The 19,389-nt window shown below is 67.0% G+C and carries 21 protein-coding genes; 8 read left to right on the top strand and 13 right to left on the bottom strand.

Annotation, left to right across the window (positions count from 1 at the left end; all coding sequences use genetic code 11):
• The 8 genes from MWU52_RS04850 (at window position 1) to MWU52_RS04885 (ending at window position 8,426) form a co-directional block, all read left to right on the top strand.
• Window positions 1-1,179, top strand: a complete 1,179-nt coding sequence (locus MWU52_RS04850; RefSeq protein ID WP_246949982.1) for a phosphoglycerate kinase — start codon at window positions 1-3, stop codon at window positions 1,177-1,179.
• A gap of 64 nt (window positions 1,180-1,243) precedes the next feature.
• On the top strand, window positions 1,244-2,791 hold the full coding sequence (locus MWU52_RS04855) for a hypothetical protein (protein WP_246949984.1): 1,548 nt from the start codon (window positions 1,244-1,246) through the stop codon (window positions 2,789-2,791).
• Between the two features lie 73 nt (window positions 2,792-2,864).
• Window positions 2,865-3,758 (top strand): fructose bisphosphate aldolase, encoded by an 894-nt coding sequence (locus MWU52_RS04860; RefSeq protein WP_246949986.1) that lies wholly within the window; start codon window positions 2,865-2,867, stop codon window positions 3,756-3,758.
• 130 nt (window positions 3,759-3,888) lie between these two features.
• Entirely contained in the window at window positions 3,889-4,188 is a 300-nt protein-coding gene (locus MWU52_RS04865) for a septum formation initiator family protein (protein WP_246949987.1), read from the top strand.
• Between the two features lie 102 nt (window positions 4,189-4,290).
• Entirely contained in the window at window positions 4,291-5,310 is a 1,020-nt protein-coding gene (pdhA, locus tag MWU52_RS04870; protein ID WP_246949988.1) for a pyruvate dehydrogenase (acetyl-transferring) E1 component subunit alpha, read from the top strand.
• On the top strand, window positions 5,310-5,699 hold the full coding sequence (locus MWU52_RS04875; protein ID WP_246949989.1) for a hypothetical protein: 390 nt from the start codon (window positions 5,310-5,312) through the stop codon (window positions 5,697-5,699). The genes pdhA and MWU52_RS04875 overlap by 1 nt, the downstream gene beginning before the upstream one ends.
• A gap of 1 nt (window position 5,700) precedes the next feature.
• Window positions 5,701-7,077 carry a pyruvate dehydrogenase complex E1 component subunit beta gene (locus MWU52_RS04880; protein ID WP_246949990.1) on the top strand — a complete coding sequence of 459 codons (1,377 nt, stop codon included), beginning with the start codon at window positions 5,701-5,703 and terminating at the stop codon, window positions 7,075-7,077.
• 11 nt (window positions 7,078-7,088) lie between these two features.
• A complete protein-coding gene (locus tag MWU52_RS04885; protein WP_246949991.1) occupies window positions 7,089-8,426 on the top strand; it encodes a pyruvate dehydrogenase complex dihydrolipoamide acetyltransferase in 1,338 nt (445 codons plus the stop codon).
• 21 nt (window positions 8,427-8,447) lie between these two features.
• Here MWU52_RS04885 and cysE read toward each other — a convergent pair whose 3' ends face one another.
• The 13 genes from cysE to MWU52_RS04950 form a co-directional block, all read right to left on the bottom strand.
• Window positions 8,448-9,269, bottom strand: coding sequence for a serine O-acetyltransferase (cysE, locus tag MWU52_RS04890; protein WP_246949992.1), 822 nt, complete (start codon window positions 9,267-9,269; stop codon window positions 8,448-8,450).
• 66 nt (window positions 9,270-9,335) lie between these two features.
• Window positions 9,336-13,196 (bottom strand): glycoside hydrolase TIM-barrel-like domain-containing protein, encoded by a 3,861-nt coding sequence (locus tag MWU52_RS04895; RefSeq protein ID WP_246949994.1) that lies wholly within the window; start codon window positions 13,194-13,196, stop codon window positions 9,336-9,338.
• A 3-nt stretch (window positions 13,197-13,199) separates the two neighbouring features.
• Complete coding sequence (locus MWU52_RS04900; RefSeq protein WP_246949996.1) at window positions 13,200-13,646, bottom strand: NlpC/P60 family protein; 447 nt, start codon at window positions 13,644-13,646, stop codon at window positions 13,200-13,202.
• Complete coding sequence (locus MWU52_RS04905; protein WP_246949998.1) at window positions 13,643-14,512, bottom strand: DUF2163 domain-containing protein; 870 nt, start codon at window positions 14,510-14,512, stop codon at window positions 13,643-13,645. Before MWU52_RS04905 ends, MWU52_RS04900 begins: the two co-directional genes overlap by 4 nt.
• The gene (locus MWU52_RS04910) at window positions 14,509-15,141 is read right to left on the bottom strand and encodes a DUF2460 domain-containing protein (protein WP_246949999.1); all 633 of its coding nucleotides are present in this window, start codon (window positions 15,139-15,141) and stop codon (window positions 14,509-14,511) included. Before MWU52_RS04910 ends, MWU52_RS04905 begins: the two co-directional genes overlap by 4 nt.
• An 11-nt stretch (window positions 15,142-15,152) precedes the next feature.
• A complete protein-coding gene (locus MWU52_RS04915) occupies window positions 15,153-15,803 on the bottom strand; it encodes a phage tail tape measure protein (RefSeq protein ID WP_246950000.1) in 651 nt (216 codons plus the stop codon).
• Complete coding sequence (locus tag MWU52_RS04920; RefSeq protein WP_246950001.1) at window positions 15,796-15,999, bottom strand: rcc01693 family protein; 204 nt, start codon at window positions 15,997-15,999, stop codon at window positions 15,796-15,798. Before MWU52_RS04920 ends, MWU52_RS04915 begins: the two co-directional genes overlap by 8 nt.
• Window positions 15,996-16,316, bottom strand: coding sequence for a GTA-gp10 family protein (locus MWU52_RS04925; protein WP_246950002.1), 321 nt, complete (start codon window positions 16,314-16,316; stop codon window positions 15,996-15,998). Before MWU52_RS04925 ends, MWU52_RS04920 begins: the two co-directional genes overlap by 4 nt.
• Entirely contained in the window at window positions 16,316-16,729 is a 414-nt protein-coding gene (locus tag MWU52_RS04930) for a phage major tail protein, TP901-1 family (protein ID WP_246950003.1), read from the bottom strand. The genes MWU52_RS04925 and MWU52_RS04930 overlap by 1 nt, the downstream gene beginning before the upstream one ends.
• Window positions 16,730-16,757: 28 nt before the next feature.
• Complete coding sequence (locus MWU52_RS04935; protein WP_246950004.1) at window positions 16,758-17,168, bottom strand: DUF3168 domain-containing protein; 411 nt, start codon at window positions 17,166-17,168, stop codon at window positions 16,758-16,760.
• Window positions 17,165-17,503 carry a head-tail adaptor protein gene (locus MWU52_RS04940; protein ID WP_246950006.1) on the bottom strand — a complete coding sequence of 113 codons (339 nt, stop codon included), beginning with the start codon at window positions 17,501-17,503 and terminating at the stop codon, window positions 17,165-17,167. The genes MWU52_RS04935 and MWU52_RS04940 overlap by 4 nt, the downstream gene beginning before the upstream one ends.
• Window positions 17,503-18,051 (bottom strand): hypothetical protein, encoded by a 549-nt coding sequence (locus MWU52_RS04945; RefSeq protein ID WP_246950008.1) that lies wholly within the window; start codon window positions 18,049-18,051, stop codon window positions 17,503-17,505. The genes MWU52_RS04940 and MWU52_RS04945 overlap by 1 nt, the downstream gene beginning before the upstream one ends.
• A 162-nt stretch (window positions 18,052-18,213) precedes the next feature.
• The gene (locus MWU52_RS04950; protein WP_246950010.1) at window positions 18,214-19,359 is read right to left on the bottom strand and encodes a phage major capsid protein; all 1,146 of its coding nucleotides are present in this window, start codon (window positions 19,357-19,359) and stop codon (window positions 18,214-18,216) included.
• Window positions 19,360-19,389: the final 30 nt, after the last annotated feature.

A 19,389-nucleotide genomic window follows, 5' to 3' on the forward strand; every position in this document is an offset into this window, starting at 1 on the left:
ATGACCTTCAAGACGCTGGACGACATGAATCTGCGGGGCAAGGTCGTCCTGACCCGTGTCGACGTGAACGTGCCGGTCGAGGATGGCCGCGTCACGGACACGACGCGGATCGACCGCATCGTCCCGACCATCCGCGATCTGCGGGCAGCGGGTGCCAGGACCGTCCTTCTCGCGCATTTCGGGCGGCCCAAGGGCAAGGTCGTTCCCGATATGTCGCTGCGCCAGATCGTGCCAGCCCTGAGCGAGGGTCTGGGCGTCGAGGTCGGGTTCGCCGATGGCGACTATGGCGACGCGGTCGGCAGGATGCAGGACGGGGACGTGCTGCTGTTCGAAAACGTGCGCTTCAACCCCGGCGAGGAGGCGGATGACGAGGGTTTCGCGCGCCGTCTCGCCTCGGTCGGGGATATCTACTGCAACGACGCGTTCTCGGCCGCGCATCGCGCGCATGCCACCACGCACGCGCTGGCCCGCCTGCTGCCATCCTGCGCCGGCCGCTCGATGGAGGCGGAGCTGACGGCATTGGAGGCGGCGCTCGGCACGCCCAAGCCGCCGGTCGCGGCCGTCGTGGGCGGGGCCAAGGTGTCCACCAAGCTGGACCTGCTGTCGAACCTGGTCACGCGGGTGCAGCACCTGATCATCGGCGGCGGCATGGCGAATACCTTCCTGGCGGCCCAGGGGATCGAGGTGCGCAAGTCGCTATGCGAACACGACCTGCTGGACACGGCGCGGCAGATCGCGGCCAAGGCCGAGACCGCCGGTTGCGCGATCCTGCTGCCCCGCGACGTGGTGGTCGCCGCCGAGTTCCGCGCCGACCCGCCGACGCGGACCGTCAAGGTGGAAGACGTGCCCGAGGGCCACATGATCCTCGATGCAGGCCCCGACAGCGTGGCCCATATCCGCACCGTTCTGGACGGCTGCGCGACGTTGGTCTGGAATGGGCCGCTCGGCGCGTTCGAGATGACGCCCTTCGATGCGGCCACGACCGCGGCGGCACGCCATGCGGCTGCGCTCACCCGGTCGGGCGACCTCATCTCGGTCGCGGGGGGCGGCGACACGGTCGCGGCCTTGCGGCACGCCGGCGTGGTCGACGACTTCACCTATATCTCCACCGCCGGCGGCGCCTTCCTGGAATGGATGGAAGGGAAGACCCTGCCCGGCGTCGCGGCCCTGTCGCAATAGGCCGTTGCGGGCCCTCCCACCCCTCCCCTAGGCTGGTGGCGAACGCCCTGCCCCGGAGATCGCCATGCGCCGCCTTCTGCTCTGCACCGCCCTTTCGGGCCTTGTCCCGCTGTCCGCTACCGCGCAGGAGCGGTCGTTGTGGGACTTCGTGAACCCCGACCGCATCGTCGCGCAGATGGTGCAGTACGGGCTGATCGCGGCGCGCACGCAGGTCGACCTGACCTATGGCGACCTGTCGGTCTCGCTGCTGGAAGGGCGCGCGGCGATCGAGGGGCTGGGGATGGTCCTGCCGCGCGAGATGACGGGCGCGGCCCCCTGCCCGATCGCATTCGGAACGGTGGAGATACTGGTGGACGATCCTATGTCGATCGACCGGGTCGCGGGGCGCATGTCGCTTCGCGATGTCGGGATCGGCGCGGAATGCATCCCGCCGCAGGCGATGCCGCTCCGCATGATGGCGACCGATGGACAGGTCCGCATCCCGGAAATCGAGGTCGAGTACGACTATGACGTGGGATCGGCCGGCCTGTTGGCCGCGATGCGCACGCGGGTGGAGGACATGGCCGCGCTGCAGCTGGACGTCGATTTCGACTACCTTTGGTTCCGGGGCGAGGAGCCGGACTTCGAGCCGGTCGGCCGCCTGCGCGCCGCAACGCTCATGGTGGAGAACCTTGGCGCGTGGGAAGTGCTGGCGCCGATCCTGCCACCGCCGCTCACGAACCCCGATGAGGCGGCCGCCTTCGTGACACGCATGGTCGGGAGCGCGCTCGAACAGCAGGCCGACGGTCCGCTGCCGAAGCCCGCCAAGGCCTTCGTGACGGAACTGGCCGAAGGCTGGGCGGCCTTCGCGACCGACCCCAAGCGGCTGGTGATCGAAAGCGGCTTTGCCCCCGACCAGCCCCGCCCCATCGACGGGGACCTGGTGGCAGCGATCGAGGACTCGCCGCTGGCCCTGATCGCACTTCTGGAGCCGCGTGTGGGCACCGACGCGGCGCGCGAACGGGATCTCATTGACCCCGGGCTGGTGCGTCGGGCCTGGACCGACGCGGCGGGGCTGAACATGTCCGAGCGTCGCGAGGTCGGACTGGCGCTTCTGTCCGGGGACCGCGCGCCGCGAAACCGCGCGCTGGCCCGCGACCTGCTGACCCCGTTGGCCGAGGCGGGCGATGGCGAGGTGGCGCTGCAGCTGGCGCGCGCGCTGGCCGAGACCGACCCCGAGGGAGCGTATGCGCAGGCCCTGGCCGCCGGTCCGACGGGCGCGCCGGGATTGCGCGGCCTGTTGGACCGGTTGGAAGCGGATCTGCCCTTTGCGACGCGGCTGCGCCTGCAATCGGCCGCGCCGGAGCCCGGGGCCCGCGACCTCGGCGCGCCCACGTCGGAGTTGCGGGCGCGCGCGGCCGCGCATCTGCGCGGTATCGGGGCTCCGCGCTCCCTGCGATCAGCACTGATCTATGCCAGCGTCGCGGCCGCGCGCGGCGACCGGACCGCCGCCGACCTGCTGGAACGTATCGACCGCGCGATCCCGTCCGACGGCATGGCGAACTGGGCCGATGTCGAGAGCGAAGCCGCCGCCATCGCCACCGAGGCTTGGCTCGCGCGCGAGACCCGTTAGCGCAACCAAGCTTGCCGCCACGCAACCGTCCAAATAGGCCGGATCCATCAGAACAGCCGAGCCGGAGACCGAGATGCCCGATCAGACCAAAGCCGCCAAGATCCGCGAAGGCCGGGGGTTCATCGCCGCGCTCGACCAGTCGGGCGGCTCCACGCCGAAGGCGCTCAAGCTCTACGGCGTGCCGGAAGATCGGTACGACGGCGAGGCCGAGATGTTCGACCTGATCCACGAGATGCGCGCCCGCATCGTCCGCTCGCCCGCGTTCAACGGCGACAACGTCATCGGCGCCATCCTGTTCGAGCAGACGATGGATCGCGCGTTCGAGGGCGAGCCTGCGTCCAGCTACCTGTGGGAACGGCGCGGCGTCGTGCCGTTTCTGAAGATCGACAAGGGCCTGCAGGACGCGTCGCAGGGCGTGAAGCTGATGAAGGACATCCCCGACCTGGATGCGACGCTGTCGCGCGCCAAGGCCGAGGGCGTCTTCGGCACCAAGGAACGCTCGGTGATCGACGCGGCCGATGCCGACGGGATCGAGGCGATCGTCGCCCAGCAGTTCGAGGTCGGCCGTCAGGTGCTGTCGCACGACATGGTTCCGATATTGGAGCCCGAGGTGACGATTTCGATCTCCGACAAGGCGGAGGCCGAGCGCTTGCTGCGCGAGGCGATCCTGCGTCATCTGGATGGCCTGTCGGATGGCGACCAGATCATGCTGAAGCTGACCCTGCCGGACGAAAGCAACTTCTACGCGCCCCTCGTCGATCATCCGCGCGTCCTGCGGGTCGTGGCACTGTCGGGCGGCTACAGCCGCGCCGAGGCGAATGCCCGCTTGGCCGAAAACCACGGCGTGGTGGCAAGCTTCAGTCGAGCCCTGACGGAAGGGTTGTCGGCCGACCAGGACGACGCGGCCTTCGAGGCGCGCCTGACGGACACGATCCAGAGCATCCGCGACGCGTCGGTCGCCGGCTGATCGGGGGCGTCGCATCCTTGCCGCACCCCGGCGCGCGGTTTCGCGCCCGGGCGGCAAGGTTGTTTATCCCCGCGCCGATTCCGACTAGGGTCGGGGGGAGCGCCCGGCAGAGGTGCGGATGAGGCAGAGCATGGCGATCCGACGCAAATTCAGAGGCTACGGCCTGATCCTTCCTCTCGGACTTCTCATCTTCGGGGGATATTTCGTCTTCGCCGCCGTGCAGGGGGAATACGGGGTTCTGCGCCGGGTCGAGCTGGAATCGGAGCGTGCCGTCCTCGAAGCCGAGTTGGCCCTGCTCGACGCGGAAGCCGAACGGATGCGCGAACGCACACGGCGCCTGTCCGACGACTATCTCGACCTCGACCTGCTGGACGAACGCGCGCGGCTTGTCCTCGGCTTGGCCCGCGCGGACGAGATTATCGTCGAATAGCGCGAAGCACCCTTCGTCCGGGTCGGGTCTTTCCCCCGCGGAACGTTTCCGATAGCGATAGTTTAACGTTGAACGATTCACCGATCGGAGGATCCGCACCAGATGGCCACCCGCAAACCTGCCGCCAAGGCGAAGCCGAACGTGTCCAAGGAAGACCTCGTTCAATACTACCGCGACATGCTGCTCATCCGCCGCTTCGAGGAGAAGGCCGGCCAACTCTACGGGATGGGTCTGATCGGCGGGTTCTGTCACCTCTATATCGGCCAGGAGGCCGTCGTGGTCGGGCTGGAGGCCGCGGCGAAGGAAGGCGACAAGCGCATCACCTCCTACCGCGACCATGGCCATATGCTCGCCTGCGGAATGGACCCGAAGGGCGTCATGGCGGAGCTGACCGGGCGCGAAGGCGGCTACTCCAAGGGCAAGGGCGGGAGCATGCACATGTTCTCGAAAGAGAAGCATTTCTACGGCGGCCACGGCATCGTGGCGGCGCAGGTGCCGATCGGGGCCGGGCTGGCGTTTTCCGACAAGTATCGCGGCAACGACAACGTCACCTTCACCTATTTCGGCGACGGCGCGGCCAACCAGGGGCAGGTCTACGAGGCCTACAACATGGCCGAACTCTGGGACCTGCCCTGCATCTTCGTGATCGAGAACAACCAATACGCCATGGGCACCTCGACCAAGCGGTCCACCAAGTCGCCCTCCTACTGGGAACGGGGTGCCGCCTACGGGATCGAGGGGGAGGAGGTCGACGGCATGGATGTCCTCGCCGTCAAGGATGCGGGCATGCGCGCGGTCGAATACTGCCGCGCTGGCAAGGGCCCGTACATCCTGGAGATCAAGACCTATCGCTACCGCGGCCATTCGATGTCGGATCCGGCCAAGTACCGCACCCGCGACGAGGTTCAGAAGATGCGCGAGGAACGCGACGCGATCGAGATGGTGCGGCAGATGCTGCTGACCGGCGATCACGCCACCGAGGATGACCTGAAGGCGATCGACAAGGAGATCAAGGAGATCGTCAACGAGAGCGCCGAGTTCGCCAAGGAAAGCCCCGAGCCCGCGGTCGAGGAACTCTGGACCGACATCTATGCCGAGGAAATTCCGCAGGAGGCCGTGTGATGCCGCGCTTCGAGATCCATGCGGGCGACGTTGCAGCGGCCAAGGCATTCTACGGCGGACTCTTCGACTGGTCATTCGAGCCCCTGCAGGGTGCATCCGACGATGTCGAATATTACGTGATCTCAGGCGGTGGCCTCTCCTCTAGCGGGGGCTTGTCCGGCGGTCTGCTGAAGCGGCCCGGCCCCGATCCCGCGCCGGGCGGCCCGATCCGCGGCAGCACGATGACGTTCGAGATCGAGGATTGCGACGCCAGCTACGCATGGGCTTTGAAGAATGGCGGAGGCCAAGCGCTTCCGCCGATGGGCTATCCGGACATTGGACGTGTCGCCTACGTGGAAGACGGTCAAGGCAACGTCGTTGGAATGGTCACGCCGGAAGGGGACAATTGATATGGCGACCGAAATCTTGATGCCCGCCCTTTCCCCCACCATGGAGGAAGGCACGCTCGCCAAATGGCTCGTCAAGGAGGGTGACACGGTGTCGTCCGGGGACATCCTGGCCGAAATCGAGACCGACAAGGCCACGATGGAATTCGAAGCCGTCGACGAGGGCACGATCGGCAAGATCATCGTCGCCGAGGGCACCGAAGGCGTGAAGGTGAATTCGCCGATCGCGGTTCTTCTGGACGAGGGCGAGAGCGCCGATGACGTCGACACGTCGAGCGCCCCGAAGGCCGAGGCCGAACCCGACAAGAAGACCGAGGCCCCTGCCCCCAAGCCGGCGGAGGCGAAGTCCGATGACGTTCCCAAGCCCGACCTGACCCCCGATTGGCCCGATGGCACCGAGATGGTCACGATGACCGTCCGGGAAGCCATCCGCGACGCAATGTCCGAGGAGATGCGTCGCGACGAGGACGTCTTCTTGATGGGGGAGGAGGTGGCCGAGTACCAAGGCGCCTACAAGATCAGCCAGGGGATGCTGGACGAGTTCGGCGACAAGCGCGTGATCGACACGCCGATCACCGAGCACGGCTTCACCGGCATCGCCGTCGGCGCGGCCTTCGGCGGGCTGAAGCCGATCGTGGAGTTCATGACCTTCAACTTCGCGATGCAGGCCATCGACCAAATCATCAACTCCGCGGCCAAAACGCTTTACATGTCCGGTGGCCAGATGGGCGCCCCGATGGTGTTCCGGGGGCCCAACGGCGCCGCCGCACGGGTCGGCGCCCAACACAGCCAAGACTATGCGGCATGGTACGCGTCCATTCCCGGGTTGAAGGTGGTGATGCCCTATTCGGCCGCCGACGCGAAGGGTCTGATGAAGACAGCGATCCGGGATGCGAACCCGGTCATCTTCCTCGAGAACGAGATCCTGTACGGGAAATCCTTCGAGGTCCCCAAACTGGATGACTTCACCGTGCCGTTCGGCAAGGCCAAGATTTGGCGCGAGGGAAAGGATGTCACCATCGTCAGTTGGGGCATCGGCATGACCTACGCGCTGCAGGCGGCGGACAAGCTGGCCGAAGACGGGATCGAGGCGGAGGTGATCGACCTGCGGACCCTGCGTCCGGTCGACTACGACGCGGTCATGGCTTCGGTGCAGAAGACCAATCGCTGCGTGCTGGTCGAGGAGGGGTTCCCCGTCGCCAGTTTCAGCGATCACATGGCCTCCACGATCATGCAGCGCGCATTCGACTATCTGGATGCGCCGGTCATCACCTGCACCGGCAAGGACGTGCCCATGCCCTATGCCGCGAACCTCGAGAAGCTTGCCCTCGTCACCACCGACGAGGTGGTCGAAGCGGTCAAGCAAGTCACCTACCGCTAGGGGATACTGTCATGGCAACTCAAATCCTGATGCCCGCCCTGTCCCCGACGATGGAGGAAGGCACGCTCGCGAAGTGGCTGGTCAAGGAGGGTGATACGGTCGCCTCCGGCGACCTTCTCGCCGAAATCGAGACCGACAAGGCCACGATGGAATTCGAAGCCGTCGACGAAGGGATCGTCGGCAAGATCATCGTTCCGGAAGGTACTGAAGGCGTGAAGGTGAACTCGCCGATCGCCGTTCTGGTCGAGGAAGGCGAAGACCCGGCAGGGATCGAGGACGCCGCGCCCGGCGGCTCGTCACATGCGGCACCGGCCGAACCTTCGCCGGCCACCGAACCCCAGAAGGGCTACGGCCGCGAAGAGGGCGGGGCTGACAAGGGCGCGGCCGAGAAGCCGTCCGCACCGGATCGTACCCAAGGTGATCGCGTCTTCGCCACGCCGCTCGCACGGCGCATCGCCAAGGACAAGGGGCTGGACCTGAGCGCCATCAAAGGCTCCGGCCCACGGGGACGGATCGTCAAGGCGGATGTCGAGAACGCCAAGCCGGATCAGACCAAGCCATCCGCCGCCGTCGAGACCGCCAGACCGGCCGATGGCCAGAAAACGGCGCTGCCCTCGGGCATGACGTCCGATCAGGTCGCCAAGATGTTCGAGGGTCGCGCTTTCGAAGAGATAAAGCTCGACGGCATGCGCAAGACCGTCGCCGCGCGCCTGACGGAAGCCAAGCAGACAATTCCGCATTTCTACCTGCGCCGCGACATCCAACTGGACGCCCTGCTGAAGTTCCGAAGCCAGCTGAACAAGCAACTCGAAAGTCGCAACATCAAGCTGTCAGTCAACGACTTCATCATCAAGGCCTGCGCCAACGCGCTTCAGCAGGTCCCGGACGCGAACGCCGTCTGGGCCGGCGACCGTATGCTGCGTCTGGAACCTTCGGACGTCGCAGTCGCGGTCGCCATCGAGGGCGGCCTGTTCACGCCTGTTCTCAAGGACGCGCATCAGAAATCGCTTTCGGCCCTGTCCGCCGAAATGAAGGACCTCGCCAGCCGGGCCCGCGAACGCAAGCTGGCCCCCCATGAATATCAGGGCGGCAGCTTCGCCATCTCCAATCTCGGGATGTTCGGTATCGACAACTTCGATGCCGTCATCAATCCGCCGCACGGTTCCATTCTCGCCGTCGGTGCGGGCGTGAAGAAACCAGTCATTGGCGCCGATGGCGAAATCACCGCCGCGACGGTCATGTCCGTCACGCTGAGCGTCGATCACCGGGTGATCGACGGCGCATTGGGCGCAGATTTCCTTAAGGCGATTGCCGAGAACCTCGAAAACCCGATGACGATGCTGGCCTGACGAAAGCGCGGGGCGCGGAAGCTAATCTTCCGCCCCCTTCACACCGACCAGCTGATCCATCGTGACCGAGGGCTGCGCGCATCCCGCCTCGCCGACGATGCGGGCGGGCACGCCGGCGACGGTCTTCATCGGCGGAATGTCCGCCAGCACGACCGAACCCGCCGCGATGCGCGAGCAATGGCCGATGCTGATGTTGCCCAGCACCTTCGCCCCGGCACCGATAAGGACGCCGTTCCCGATCTTCGGATGACGATCGTCGTCCTGCTTCCCCGTTCCGCCCAATGTCACGGAATGAAGCATCGACACGTTGTCCCCCACGACGGCCGTCTCGCCGATTACGATCGAATGCGCGTGGTCGATCATGATTCCACGTCCGATCCGCGCGCCCGGATGTATGTCGACGCCGTAGAGTTCGCTCACACGGGTCTGAACGAAATACGCCATGTCGCGCCGCCCGGCCAGCCAAAGCCAGTGACCCACGCGATACGCAAGAACCGCCTGGAACCCCTTGAAGAACAACATGGGCTGCAGCAGACGACTGCAGGCGGGATCCCTATCCAGGATCGCGACCATATCGGCCCGGGCCGCCTGGACGATCTCGGGATCAGCCGTAAAGGCCTTCTCTGCAAGCTCACGCAGAATCTGTTCGCTCATCTCGCTCGATGCCAATCGCTGCGCGAACCGATACGCCAACGCCTTCCCGATCGTATCGTGATGCAGGATGGACGTATGGATCATGCCACCCAGCAGGGGCTCCTCGCCGATGGCCTCACGGGCTTCGGCGACGACCTGTTCCCAGACCGGATCGAGCGATTGCACGGAATGTCTGTCAGCTGATCTCATCTGCAGGTCTCCTGTCGAAACTCGTCTTCGACACTATGCTTGCCTCCTCGGGATGACAAAGCGAAGTCACACCAAGGTGATCGACGCGAATTGTCCCACGCCGACCTCATCGGACATCTGCGCCACCCGTATCACGATCGGCTCGGTCTCGCCAATCGACGTGCGCAGCGCCGCAGCGTCGAACGCGAATGCCGGTTCTGCCACCGTCTCTTCCCTCAGGATTTCGCCCGCCTCTGTCTCCAATTGGACGAGATACCGCTCCTCGCGCTCGCCCAACGGAACATCATGCGCATTCCAGCCGTCTGTCCCGGTTCGCGAACGTCGGATCCAGCGCACCTGCACGTGATCACCCTCCTGCGATGTCCGCAAATGGACGGGCGAAAACGGGCGAAGGCCGTTCCCCTCCGCCGTCACGACGCGATGCTCGAAGGCTTCATGCCCTAGTGGAAGCGATGCCGGACCGATCCGAAGATGCCGATCCTGCCCCAGGGTTTCCAGAGGCAGGTCCATTTGCCGGACAGACCGATCAAGTATGACGACGCGGCTCCCGATCGGCCAGGTTCGCCCGGCCAGATGTTCCGTGCCCCGCTGACCACGAAGTCGTCGAGAAACGCTCCACAAGCCAGCGCCCACCGGCCGCGCGTGCCGAAACTGGACCACCTCCCATCCGGCAGGCTCACCCGAACCGATCGCCATCGCGTTCGCACCGGCCAGCATGGACCGATCGGATACCGACGAAAGTGACCCATCACCCATCTCGATCAAAAGCTCGGGTCCGTTGTCCCAGACCGATGGCGCCGCCGGCTCCAATACGCTGCGCGTGATGCCGATCTGCGAAGGTTCCTCCACCAGCAGGTTCAATTCGTAATCGCTGTCGTCGACCGCCATATGAACCGCGACCGTGCCCGGCCAGGGCCGCGCCGCCACCGCGACATAGGGTGCATGCGCGGTCCGCTCGACGCTCAGCGCAGGCAGGTCCAGGATCACGCTGTCGACCGGCAGCGGCGCGAAAGGTCGGAGCCGACCGGTGCCATCCTCCGCCTCGTCGCTGGGCTCGTAGAGGCCGCGTTCCGTCCGCACAGCCTTGACTCGACGGTCCGCACCATCCTCGATCCGGTCGACCCGCCAGAGATCCTCATGTCCCGCCAAACGCAGCAGATCGCCTGCCACGACATCTCTCCGCGACGGGGCGAGGGCGAATTCGACCGAGTCGCGCGATACATGCGTCTCGGACAGAAATCGCTCCGCGACGGCCTGCGCCTCCCCGCGGGTCAGCGACAAAGGAAGTTCCGTCTCAGACACCGGCAAGGTCTCGGTCCCGTGCAGAACTGCCTCCGCCACCCGCGTCTCGAAATCGCCGGCGGCGTCGATGTGGTGGACGACGACCCGCCGCGTCGTTTCGGCCTCCGGCCCACGCGCATATCGCAGGACATCCCCGTCGCCCCGAACCATCCGCTCGGCAGTCAACTCGACCTCACGCGCCTCGTCGCGCATCGAGAACACGATCCGCCCGCTCCGCTCCGACGCCTCGACGCCATGGGCCAGCAGCAGCGGCTGCAGATCAGCCCGGGCCGATTGGACTTCCGCCACGGAATAGCCACGCACCGACCCGCGAACCTTCGAGACGTCGAAGCGTTCCAGCCCGCTCGCCCGGCAAATCTCGGCGATCGCCGTCGACAACGGCTGCGTGGCGCTGCGCCCGGTCAGCCAATGCCCCCGCGCATGGTTCACCCCATCCGACCAGTAATCGCCAAGCTCCGGAAAATACGGCCACGGGCGCGTATCCCAGGCCCACGCCAGGCTATGCGCCATGTCGATCATGCGCCCGTCGAACTTCGGCGATTGCGGATTGCGCCTGGCATCGCCCCAGTAATCGACGAAGGCGCGAAGATACTGGATCTGCATCGTGTCGTCGCGCCGCCCGTTCGAATGGCGCGGCAAGGCGCTTTCGGACGATTTGGCATCAATGAACTTGTTCGGCTGGTTCGCCCCCTTGTCGATGGCCGCGCAGCCGTATTCGGTGAACCGGATCGGCTTCGACATTGGGATCCAGGCCGTCGGCATGGTACGCCGTTCCCCGTCGATCCGATCATGATGAGGTTCCGACCACCAGTTCCGCAAATCCTTGAACCGCCAAACCCAATCCTCGCCATGCGCGCCGTCGCGGATCGGCAAACGTCGCTGCGCGGCCCGCGCCTCCGGCGTGGGATAGTACCAATCGAAGCCTTCGCCCCCCTCGATATTCGACTGCAGGTAGTCCAGATCTTTGATCGATCCGAAGGCCGCATCCGCATGATCCCGGCCGTCGCGCCAATCGCCGAGCGGCATGTAGTTGTCGATACCGATGAAATCGATCGAGGGATCCGCCCAGAGCGGATCGAGGTGATAGTGCAGGTTTCCCGTATCCGCCGGGTGATATCCGAAATACTCCGACCAGTCCGCTGCGTAGCCGATCTTCGCATCCGGAAGGATCGCGCGAACGTCCCGTGCCAGCCGTTGCAGCGCGGCGACCGCCGGGAACGTGTTCCCAGGGCCCCGCACGCGCGTCAGGCTCCGCATCTCGGACCCGATGCAGAACGCCTCGACCCCCCCGGCTTCAGCGCACAGCGACGCGTAGTGCAGGATGAACCGGCGATAGTTCCAGTCCGAGTCCTCGCCGCCCGGGACCTCGCCGAAGAAACGCGCGACCTCGGCCTCCGCCGCCGCACTCCCATCCGTCGTCCCGTCCCGACCGGGGGCCAGCTCGCTGGTAATCCTGCCTCGCCATGGCAGGGCAGCCTGCTCCGCATTTCCCCATGGGTCGGGCAGCCCGTTCCCCGCCATCTGTTCCATCAGAATGAACGGGTAGAAGGTCACGTCGATATCGCGCGCATTCAGATCGCGGATTGCCTCGACTACCGATGCGTCGCTCGGCGTGCCGCCATAGACCGGGCGGCCATCCTTCAGCGGGACCTGTCCCGCCGCGTCCCGATCCAGACCCGCGACGCGCCAACGCTGCGGCTTGCCCTCGGCCGCCTTGTGCTCGACCCGCGGGTGAAGGCGGCACGCCCCGCACCGCAGATCTGTTCCGAACCACGAAACGATAAGCGACGTGGATTTCAGCTTCGGAAATTCTTCGGTCAGGTCACGCATTGCGACGCGGAAATCGGATACGCGTTGCGGCGTGTTGATGTTCGCCGACTCCTTCGCGCCATTTCCATGGTCATAATGAACCGACGTCGTGGCGAGCGCGAACTCCCCCGTTCCGGGCACCAAGGCGACGCCTTCGATCAGCTCGGACGGGGCCGGCACCTCCCCCTCGGCACGCGCGGCGCGCAGGACCTCGAAGGACAGGTTCGGCACCCGGTTGCCGTAGGGCGAGATATCCAGGTCCTCGATGACGACATAGGCCGTTCCCCGAAAGGCGGGCGCATGCCCTGCGCCCTCATGTGCCTCGATCAGGGCGTCGGGCAGCTGGGTGTCATCGCCCTTGTAGACCCGCATCTGGATGTCGTCCCGCGCGATCTCGCGCCCGTCCGCCCAGATACGTCCAACCCGCGTGATCTCCCCCTCGCAGAGCGCCACGGCCAGCGAAATCGAATAGCTAAAGCTCGTCTGTTTCGGTGCCTTCGGACCGCCCTTGCCCCCGCCACTCGACGAACTCCGATGCTCCTTGAAACGGGTGGCCCAGATGACCTGCCCGCCGATGCGGACGCGTCCCACGACACGGGGCAGGACGGCACCCTCGGACGCCCCGGTCAGGCGCAGGCGGTCGATGCGTCCGGTCTCGATCGCATCCGAGCCGCCGCCCATGATCGTCTGGTCGACGACCCGACCCAACGCGGCGCCCGCGGCACGGCCGATCACCGCGCCGCTCAGTCCCAGGAACGAGCCGCCCAAGCTGCCGCCGACCGCCGCACCCACGGCACCCAGTACGAGTGTGGCCATCTCTCAGCCCTCCTCAGATATCGTTTCGGGAAACCGGAAGCGCGCGGCGATCCGGCGCATCCAGGGCGTCGAGAGCGGGCTCTCCAGCACGCCATGTCCGCTGTAGGCATGTATGAAGGTCGGCACCGCGCCGATGCGCCCGACCAGGCCAAGATGTTTCGCGATCGATCCCTCGCGCATCCGAAACAACAACAGATCGCCGGGCCGCATCGGACAGCTGGCGGTCAGACGCGTCAGATGCCGATCGGCCGCCGCATGCAGGACCTCGTCCCCCTGTGGCTCGGCCCAATCCTGTGTGTAGGGCGGAACCGCCTGCGGCTCGGCACCATAGAGTTCGCGCCAGACCCCCCGCACGAGCCCGAGACAATCCGTCCCCGCCCCGCGCGCCGAAGCCTGGTGCACATAGGGCGTACCGATCCAGGTCCGCGCAATACTCACGACGCGGCTCATGATCGGCCCCCGTCGTTCCGACCGTCGCGCGTCGGATAGCTCATCAGCCAGTCATCACCGGGGATATGCGGGAAGCCGCGAAAATTCAGCATGTTGTCGAACTTCAGACGGCAGGTCTCGGCGCGCTTGTCGCAGCCGGCCTCCAGGCGCACCCGTGTCCCCGCGGCGACCTCGCAGCGCAAGGCCTGCCAAAGCGTGATCCGACGACCATCCTCGGCCCCGCGGTCCATCTTGACCCGCTCCGACATGCCCATTGCCGGACCGTCCAGAACTTCCAGGCGCCCGCGCTCGAACCATTTCGGCGCGAACTCCCGATGCGTGGCAAACCGATAGGTCGCATCGCGTTCCACCGTCTCGACAGTCGTCTCCAGAACGAAACTCGGTCCCAGCGCCTTGCGGCAGCGGCCATCGCCCAGCACCGCATCGCAACGACCCTGAAAGACGCGACCGCGCACGCGGTTCAACGCCTCCGCCAAACCACGCAGCTCGGCCGAGAACATCCCGCCGCCCCAGCTGATCTCGCCCAGCGACCCCTGGAACAGGATTTCCCGCATTTCGGTGTCTTCCCAGTTCACCAGCCAGGCCGTGACCTCCGCCGCGTCCCAGCGTCCGGCGCGCAGGTCCTCCTCGCGGATGACGTCGTGGCTCAGCGCGCCGTGCGCCTCGGCGTTGTCCACCGCCAGACCGGTTCCCGCCTGCAATGCGCCCGCCGCCAGACCCGACGACGCCCGGCATTCCACGCCGTCGATCCGGATAGGCGTGTCGTGATCGGTGAAGCCGAAGACCTGCCCGTCCCTGCGCTCTACCACCCAAGCGCGGCAGACGGTGCTTCCGCCGGCCGCCAGATGTTCGCCAAGCCCGGTCACAACCGCACCTCCAGAACCGGGACATCCGGTATCTCGCCGGCCTGGAAGCTCGCCACCGAAGTCAGAATCGAGTCTGTGTCGAAACGTACCGGCACATCGAACTCGAAACCGGCCGTGACATCCACGCCCAGATCGGGCGCCGTGGCGAAGATGACGCGCCCCGTGGTCGCGTCCACCTCGTAATGCACCGTGTCCTGCAGCTCGTCGTCCTCCAGTCCCACGCGCACGCTCCCTTCGACAGGCTTTACGATTGGGCGGACATAGGTCTCGACCCCCGAACGATAGGTCTTCGACAGCGCGAACACGGTGGTCGAGCCGTCCCCCTTGCCGATCAACTGATCGCGGAACGCGACCTCCCCCGACGGCCGGCATGATTTGAAATCAGCCCAGTCCTTCCAGCGGAACCCATGCAGGCGTCCCCTGCGCGCCTCGAAGAAGGCGATCATCTCGCCGACATCGTCCAGCGACCGCATCCCGACCCCGGCGTCATAGCGGCGGCGTGAATGCGCCCAGGGCGTGTTCCGCTCCTCGAACCCGTTGGCCAGCGTGACCACCTCGGTCAGGCGCTCGGGCCCGCCGATGGATCCCAGGGACATCCGGGGGGGAAATCGGATCTCGTGAAACGACATGTCTTGTTCCTTCAGCGGTTTCTGGATCCGCGCGACAGCGCGCGCGACATCTCGGCGGCGATCTGGCTGCGCGACCTGCGAAAGCCTTCGGCGTCGGGCGTGCTGATGTGCATCTGCACGTTCACCGACGACCCGCCCCCATGGGTCTGGACCCCCAGCCTGCCGTCGGGGCCCCGCGTCAGCGGCATGATGGCCTCGGGCCCGGCTTCGCCCATCAGGCCGGTGCCGCCGCGCATCGGAAACGTCGTCGGCCCGCCGATCACGCCGCCCTTGGCGAACGGCATCACCCGACCCTGGCTGAACGCCCCGCCCTCGGCGAAGGGCAGAACGCCCTCCAATCCGCTTGCAAGGGCGCCGCCAAGCGCCTGCCCGACCGGTCGCATCGCCGCGTTGTAGGTCGCGTTCAGCATCGAACGGGCCAGCCCCGACAGCGCGTCCGACAACTTTCGCCCATCGAAGACGACGCCATCGAACGCCCGCTTCAGCGACCCGCCGAACGACCGCGACAGACCCTGCACTTCCTTCTGGGTGTGCAGCATCTGCCCTTCCAGCGTGCCCAGTTCCGCCGTGAACCGCGCAACCACGGCCTCCGATCCGCCCAGGCGTGCCTCCAGCGCGTCAAGCGCGCCGTCGACACCGTCGAACTCGTCCCTGTCATCCATCGTCCATCTCCTGCTTGTCGGGGAACCGGGCGGCCAGCGCGTCCAGCCCCGCCCGATCCATCGGCAGACGTCCGTCGCCATGCCCCAAAAGAAAGGCCAGCTCCGCCGGCGTCAGCGCCCAGAACTCCGCGGGCCGCAGCCCCAGCCCGCGCATCCCGGCGGCCATCAGCGCGTTCCAGTCGAACCGCGCGCTCATGCCGGAAATGCGAAGGCCCGGCCGAGCAGAAGCGCCGCGACGCGCGTCGCCTCGACCGGACCGCCCTCGATCTCGGCGGACAGCAGGTCGCGGGCGTCGCCCTGCCACCCCCCGCCGCGCAGGCCGGCCAGCAACAGGCGCGCCACGTCGCGCGCCCGGAACCCGCCCGCCTCGAACCGGCCGACCAGCGCGACCAGGCTGTCGGCCTCCAGCTCGGCCTCCAACTCCGCCAGCGCCCCCAGCGTCAGCTTCAGCACCCGTCGTTCGCCATCCAGCACCAGGGCGACCTCGCCGGCGAACGGGTTCCCGCCCCCCATCAGAGCGGCGTGAAGATCATCTCGCCGGCCGAGGCCAGCGCGATTTCATAGGTGGCCTCACCGTCATGCGTGCCTCCGTATTCAAGCGAGGTGATCTGGAACGGCCCCTCCACGATGCCGAAATCGGGGATGATCACCTGGAACGCCGGCACCTCGCCGTCGAAGAACAGCTGCCGTGCCCGCGCATCCGTGTCCGCATCGCGAAAGATGCCCGATCCGCTGACCTGCGCCGATTTCACGCCGCCACCGCCCAGCAATTCGCGCCAGCCGCCCGCGCTTTCGGTCGACGTCACGTCGATCGACCCCGCATTGAACGTCAGCCGCGTCGCCCGCAGACCGGCCAGCGTCACGAATACGCCGGTGCCGTCCTGATCCACCTTCAGCAGAAGGTCCTTGCCCGCTTGCACACCCATCTCGTCTCTCCTTGAATTGAAGTCTCGCTCAGTTCCGGTCGTCCAGCCGCGCCCGGAACCACAGGTCGATCCGGCGCGTCCCCTCGCCCTCGTCGCGCTTGGCCTGCGCCTTCAGGAACCGCATCGACACCAGTCGCCCCCGGGCCAGCGGCATCGCCGCGCCCGACAGGATATCCGACACCCGCCCGGCCACCGCCTTGGCGGCCATGAATCCCTGGCGCCGGGTCACGACGCTAATGCGAACCTGATGGATGGCCCCACCGGCGGTCGCGTCCGAACGGTCGCTGGCCTTTTCCGGGCCCAGCGCCACGAACAGGTCGGGTGCGCGCTCAGGGACGGAATCGAACACCGCCCCCGCGACCAGCGCGTCCAGATCGGCATCGCCCGACAACCGGTCATAGACCGCCGATTGCAGGCTCTCGCTCATCGCATAGGTCATGCCTGTTCCTCCCGCGGGACTTCGCCCGCCAGGATCACCAGCTCATGCCGCGCGCCTTCGTGAACGGCCTGCACCTCGTAGGACCGCATCCCGTCCCGCAGACGGTCGCCCGGCTCCGGACGCATCGGGTCCCCTTCGGGCAGCCCATGCGTCACGATCCGCACCTGCAGGCGCGGCGTGCGCCCGAACTCCGTATGCCGCAGGGCGCCCGACCGCATGCGGACCGACGCCCAGAACGCACCGCGCACGACCCAGTCGCGCACGAACCCGCCGCCGCCATCGGCCGCGCGGGCCGGCACCACCAACGTCATGCGCCGCGTAAGGACCCGCCCCATCAGCGTGCCCCCCCGATGCGCAATGGCCGGAACGGCGCCATCATCGCCTCCGCCATCCGCCGCGCCTCGGCGTCGCCGCCCATGTCCAGCGCCTCCGCCAGCAACAGCGCCGCCTGACGCAACGGCCCCGGCACGTCGGACCAGACGCCATAGCCGGCCCGCACCCGCAACTGCAGGACCTCCCCGTCGCTCACCGCGCGCGCCAGAACGGCCTCCGTGCCCCGCGCTCCGGCCTCGACCGTCGCCGCATCCAGCGCGAACAGCGCGCCCGCGCGCGAAATCGCGGCCGACAATACCGCCTCGACCGGCGCAATGGGCAGCGGCACACGTCGCCCGCCCAAAACTTCGCCCGACAGCAGGAATTCGCGCGCGATCAGCGCCCGGCCCAACCGCCGTTCGACCGCCTCGATCCCGGCGCGAAGCCGCAGCCGCAGGCGATCCGCCTGACCGGGAACGACCTCGAACCCGTCCGCCAGTCGCATCTGCGCCGCCAGCTCCGCCAGCGGCAGCATTTCATCCGCGATCCCCTCGGAATCGATCACCGTCATCGTCATGGTCTCTCCGCCTGCATGTTCCTCGAAAGTCGACGGGGCCGGCACACATCGCGTGCGGACCAGGCCGGAAGCCCACCGGCCCCGCCTCCCCCCGCGCCGCCCGACCGGCGCGAAGGGGTCAGGGGCCGCCCCCCGCCAGGACGGCCCCCCTCCCCGTCAGACGACGGAGAACTTCAACAGCTTGATCGCGGCGAAGTCGGTCACGTCCCCACCCACGCGCTTGGTGGCGTAGAACAGGACATGCGGCTTGGCACTGAACGGGTCACGCAGGACGCGCAGATCGGGCCGCTCGGCCACGGTGTAGCCGGCCCCGAAATCGCCGAAGGCGACAGCGGTGGCATCCGCGCCGATATCGGGCATGTCCTCGGCGATCAGCACCGGATAACCCATCAGCTGCGCCGGCTGGCCCGCGGCCAGGCTGTCGGTCCACAGGAAGCGCCCATCGGCGTCCTTCATTTTGCGCACCGCACCCGCGGTCTTGGAGTTCATGACGAAGCTCGCGTTGGCGCGGTACTTCGCCCCCAGCGCATAGACCAGGTCCACCACGGCATCGGCCGGACGGCTCGCGTCGAAATCGCCCGAGGCGCCCGTCGCGACATAGCCCAGCAAGCCCCAGTTCCAGGACTGCTCCTCGACATGGCCATAGGTCAGGAAGCCCGTGGGTTTGTCGACGCCGTCGCCGTTGACGAAGGCCGCCGCCTCGGCGGTGGCGAAACGGTCGGCGATCCGACCGGCCAGCCAGCCCTCGATGTCGAACGCCGCGTCGTCCAGCAGGCGCTGCGACGCCTTGGGCATCGCCGACAGCTCGTGCAGCGGGATCGAGATGCGGTCGAACAGCGGGCTGTCGGTCTCGGCCGTGGCGCCGTTCTCGGTGGCCCAGCCGGCGCCGGTCTCGGTGCGGTCGACCAGCACGTCGAACGACGTGGCCTCGACGTTGACGACCGACGCGATCGACCGGATCGACGCCGACGACGTCAGGACCGACTTCACCGTCTCCGCGGTCTGCGGATCGACCAGGTATCCGCCCTCGGCCGACACGGCGGTGTTCATCGACTTGCCGTCCAGCGTCAGGGCACGCAGGCCGTCATCGTCGCCCGACCGCAGATAGGCGTCCATCGCCTTCTGATGCGGGGCCTCCACCATCTCGGCGGTGGAAAGCTGGGGACGTTGGCTTTGATAGGTCATGTTCAGGCGCTCTTCCTGTTGCTGCATCTTTTGGGTGATCTTCTGTTGGAAGCCTTTGAAATCGCTGACGAGCCCCGCCAGCGCTTCCGTGACTTCCCCGACGCCGTCATGGCTCATCGGGTTCTCCTTTGGATGGTTGCGGCGGCG

Source organism: Jannaschia sp. S6380 (assembly GCF_023015695.1).
GTDB lineage: Bacteria > Pseudomonadota > Alphaproteobacteria > Rhodobacterales > Rhodobacteraceae > Jannaschia.

Excerpts from the sequence above, each read along its gene's own strand:
- MWU52_RS04850 (WP_246949982.1), top strand. The coding sequence starts at position 1 with ATGACCTTCAAGACGCTGGACGACATGAATCTGCGGGGCAAGGTCGTC.
- MWU52_RS04855 (WP_246949984.1), top strand. The coding sequence starts at position 1,244 with ATGCGCCGCCTTCTGCTCTGCACCGCCCTTTCGGGCCTTGTCCCGCTG.
- MWU52_RS04860 (WP_246949986.1), top strand. The coding sequence starts at position 2,865 with ATGCCCGATCAGACCAAAGCCGCCAAGATCCGCGAAGGCCGGGGGTTC.
- MWU52_RS04865 (WP_246949987.1), top strand. The coding sequence starts at position 3,889 with ATGGCGATCCGACGCAAATTCAGAGGCTACGGCCTGATCCTTCCTCTC.
- pdhA (WP_246949988.1), top strand. The coding sequence starts at position 4,291 with ATGGCCACCCGCAAACCTGCCGCCAAGGCGAAGCCGAACGTGTCCAAG.
- MWU52_RS04875 (WP_246949989.1), top strand. The coding sequence starts at position 5,310 with ATGCCGCGCTTCGAGATCCATGCGGGCGACGTTGCAGCGGCCAAGGCA.
- MWU52_RS04880 (WP_246949990.1), top strand. The coding sequence starts at position 5,701 with ATGGCGACCGAAATCTTGATGCCCGCCCTTTCCCCCACCATGGAGGAA.
- MWU52_RS04885 (WP_246949991.1), top strand. The coding sequence starts at position 7,089 with ATGGCAACTCAAATCCTGATGCCCGCCCTGTCCCCGACGATGGAGGAA.
- cysE (WP_246949992.1), bottom strand. The coding sequence starts at position 9,269 with ATGAGATCAGCTGACAGACATTCCGTGCAATCGCTCGATCCGGTCTGG.
- MWU52_RS04895 (WP_246949994.1), bottom strand. The coding sequence starts at position 13,196 with ATGGCCACACTCGTACTGGGTGCCGTGGGTGCGGCGGTCGGCGGCAGC.
- MWU52_RS04900 (WP_246949996.1), bottom strand. The coding sequence starts at position 13,646 with ATGAGCCGCGTCGTGAGTATTGCGCGGACCTGGATCGGTACGCCCTAT.
- MWU52_RS04910 (WP_246949999.1), bottom strand. The coding sequence starts at position 15,141 with ATGTCGTTTCACGAGATCCGATTTCCCCCCCGGATGTCCCTGGGATCC.
- MWU52_RS04915 (WP_246950000.1), bottom strand. The coding sequence starts at position 15,803 with ATGGATGACAGGGACGAGTTCGACGGTGTCGACGGCGCGCTTGACGCG.
- MWU52_RS04920 (WP_246950001.1), bottom strand. The coding sequence starts at position 15,999 with ATGAGCGCGCGGTTCGACTGGAACGCGCTGATGGCCGCCGGGATGCGC.
- MWU52_RS04925 (WP_246950002.1), bottom strand. The coding sequence starts at position 16,316 with ATGGGGGGCGGGAACCCGTTCGCCGGCGAGGTCGCCCTGGTGCTGGAT.
- MWU52_RS04930 (WP_246950003.1), bottom strand. The coding sequence starts at position 16,729 with ATGGGTGTGCAAGCGGGCAAGGACCTTCTGCTGAAGGTGGATCAGGAC.
- MWU52_RS04935 (WP_246950004.1), bottom strand. The coding sequence starts at position 17,168 with ATGACCTATGCGATGAGCGAGAGCCTGCAATCGGCGGTCTATGACCGG.
- MWU52_RS04940 (WP_246950006.1), bottom strand. The coding sequence starts at position 17,503 with ATGGGGCGGGTCCTTACGCGGCGCATGACGTTGGTGGTGCCGGCCCGC.
- MWU52_RS04945 (WP_246950008.1), bottom strand. The coding sequence starts at position 18,051 with ATGACGGTGATCGATTCCGAGGGGATCGCGGATGAAATGCTGCCGCTG.
- MWU52_RS04950 (WP_246950010.1), bottom strand. The coding sequence starts at position 19,359 with ATGAGCCATGACGGCGTCGGGGAAGTCACGGAAGCGCTGGCGGGGCTC.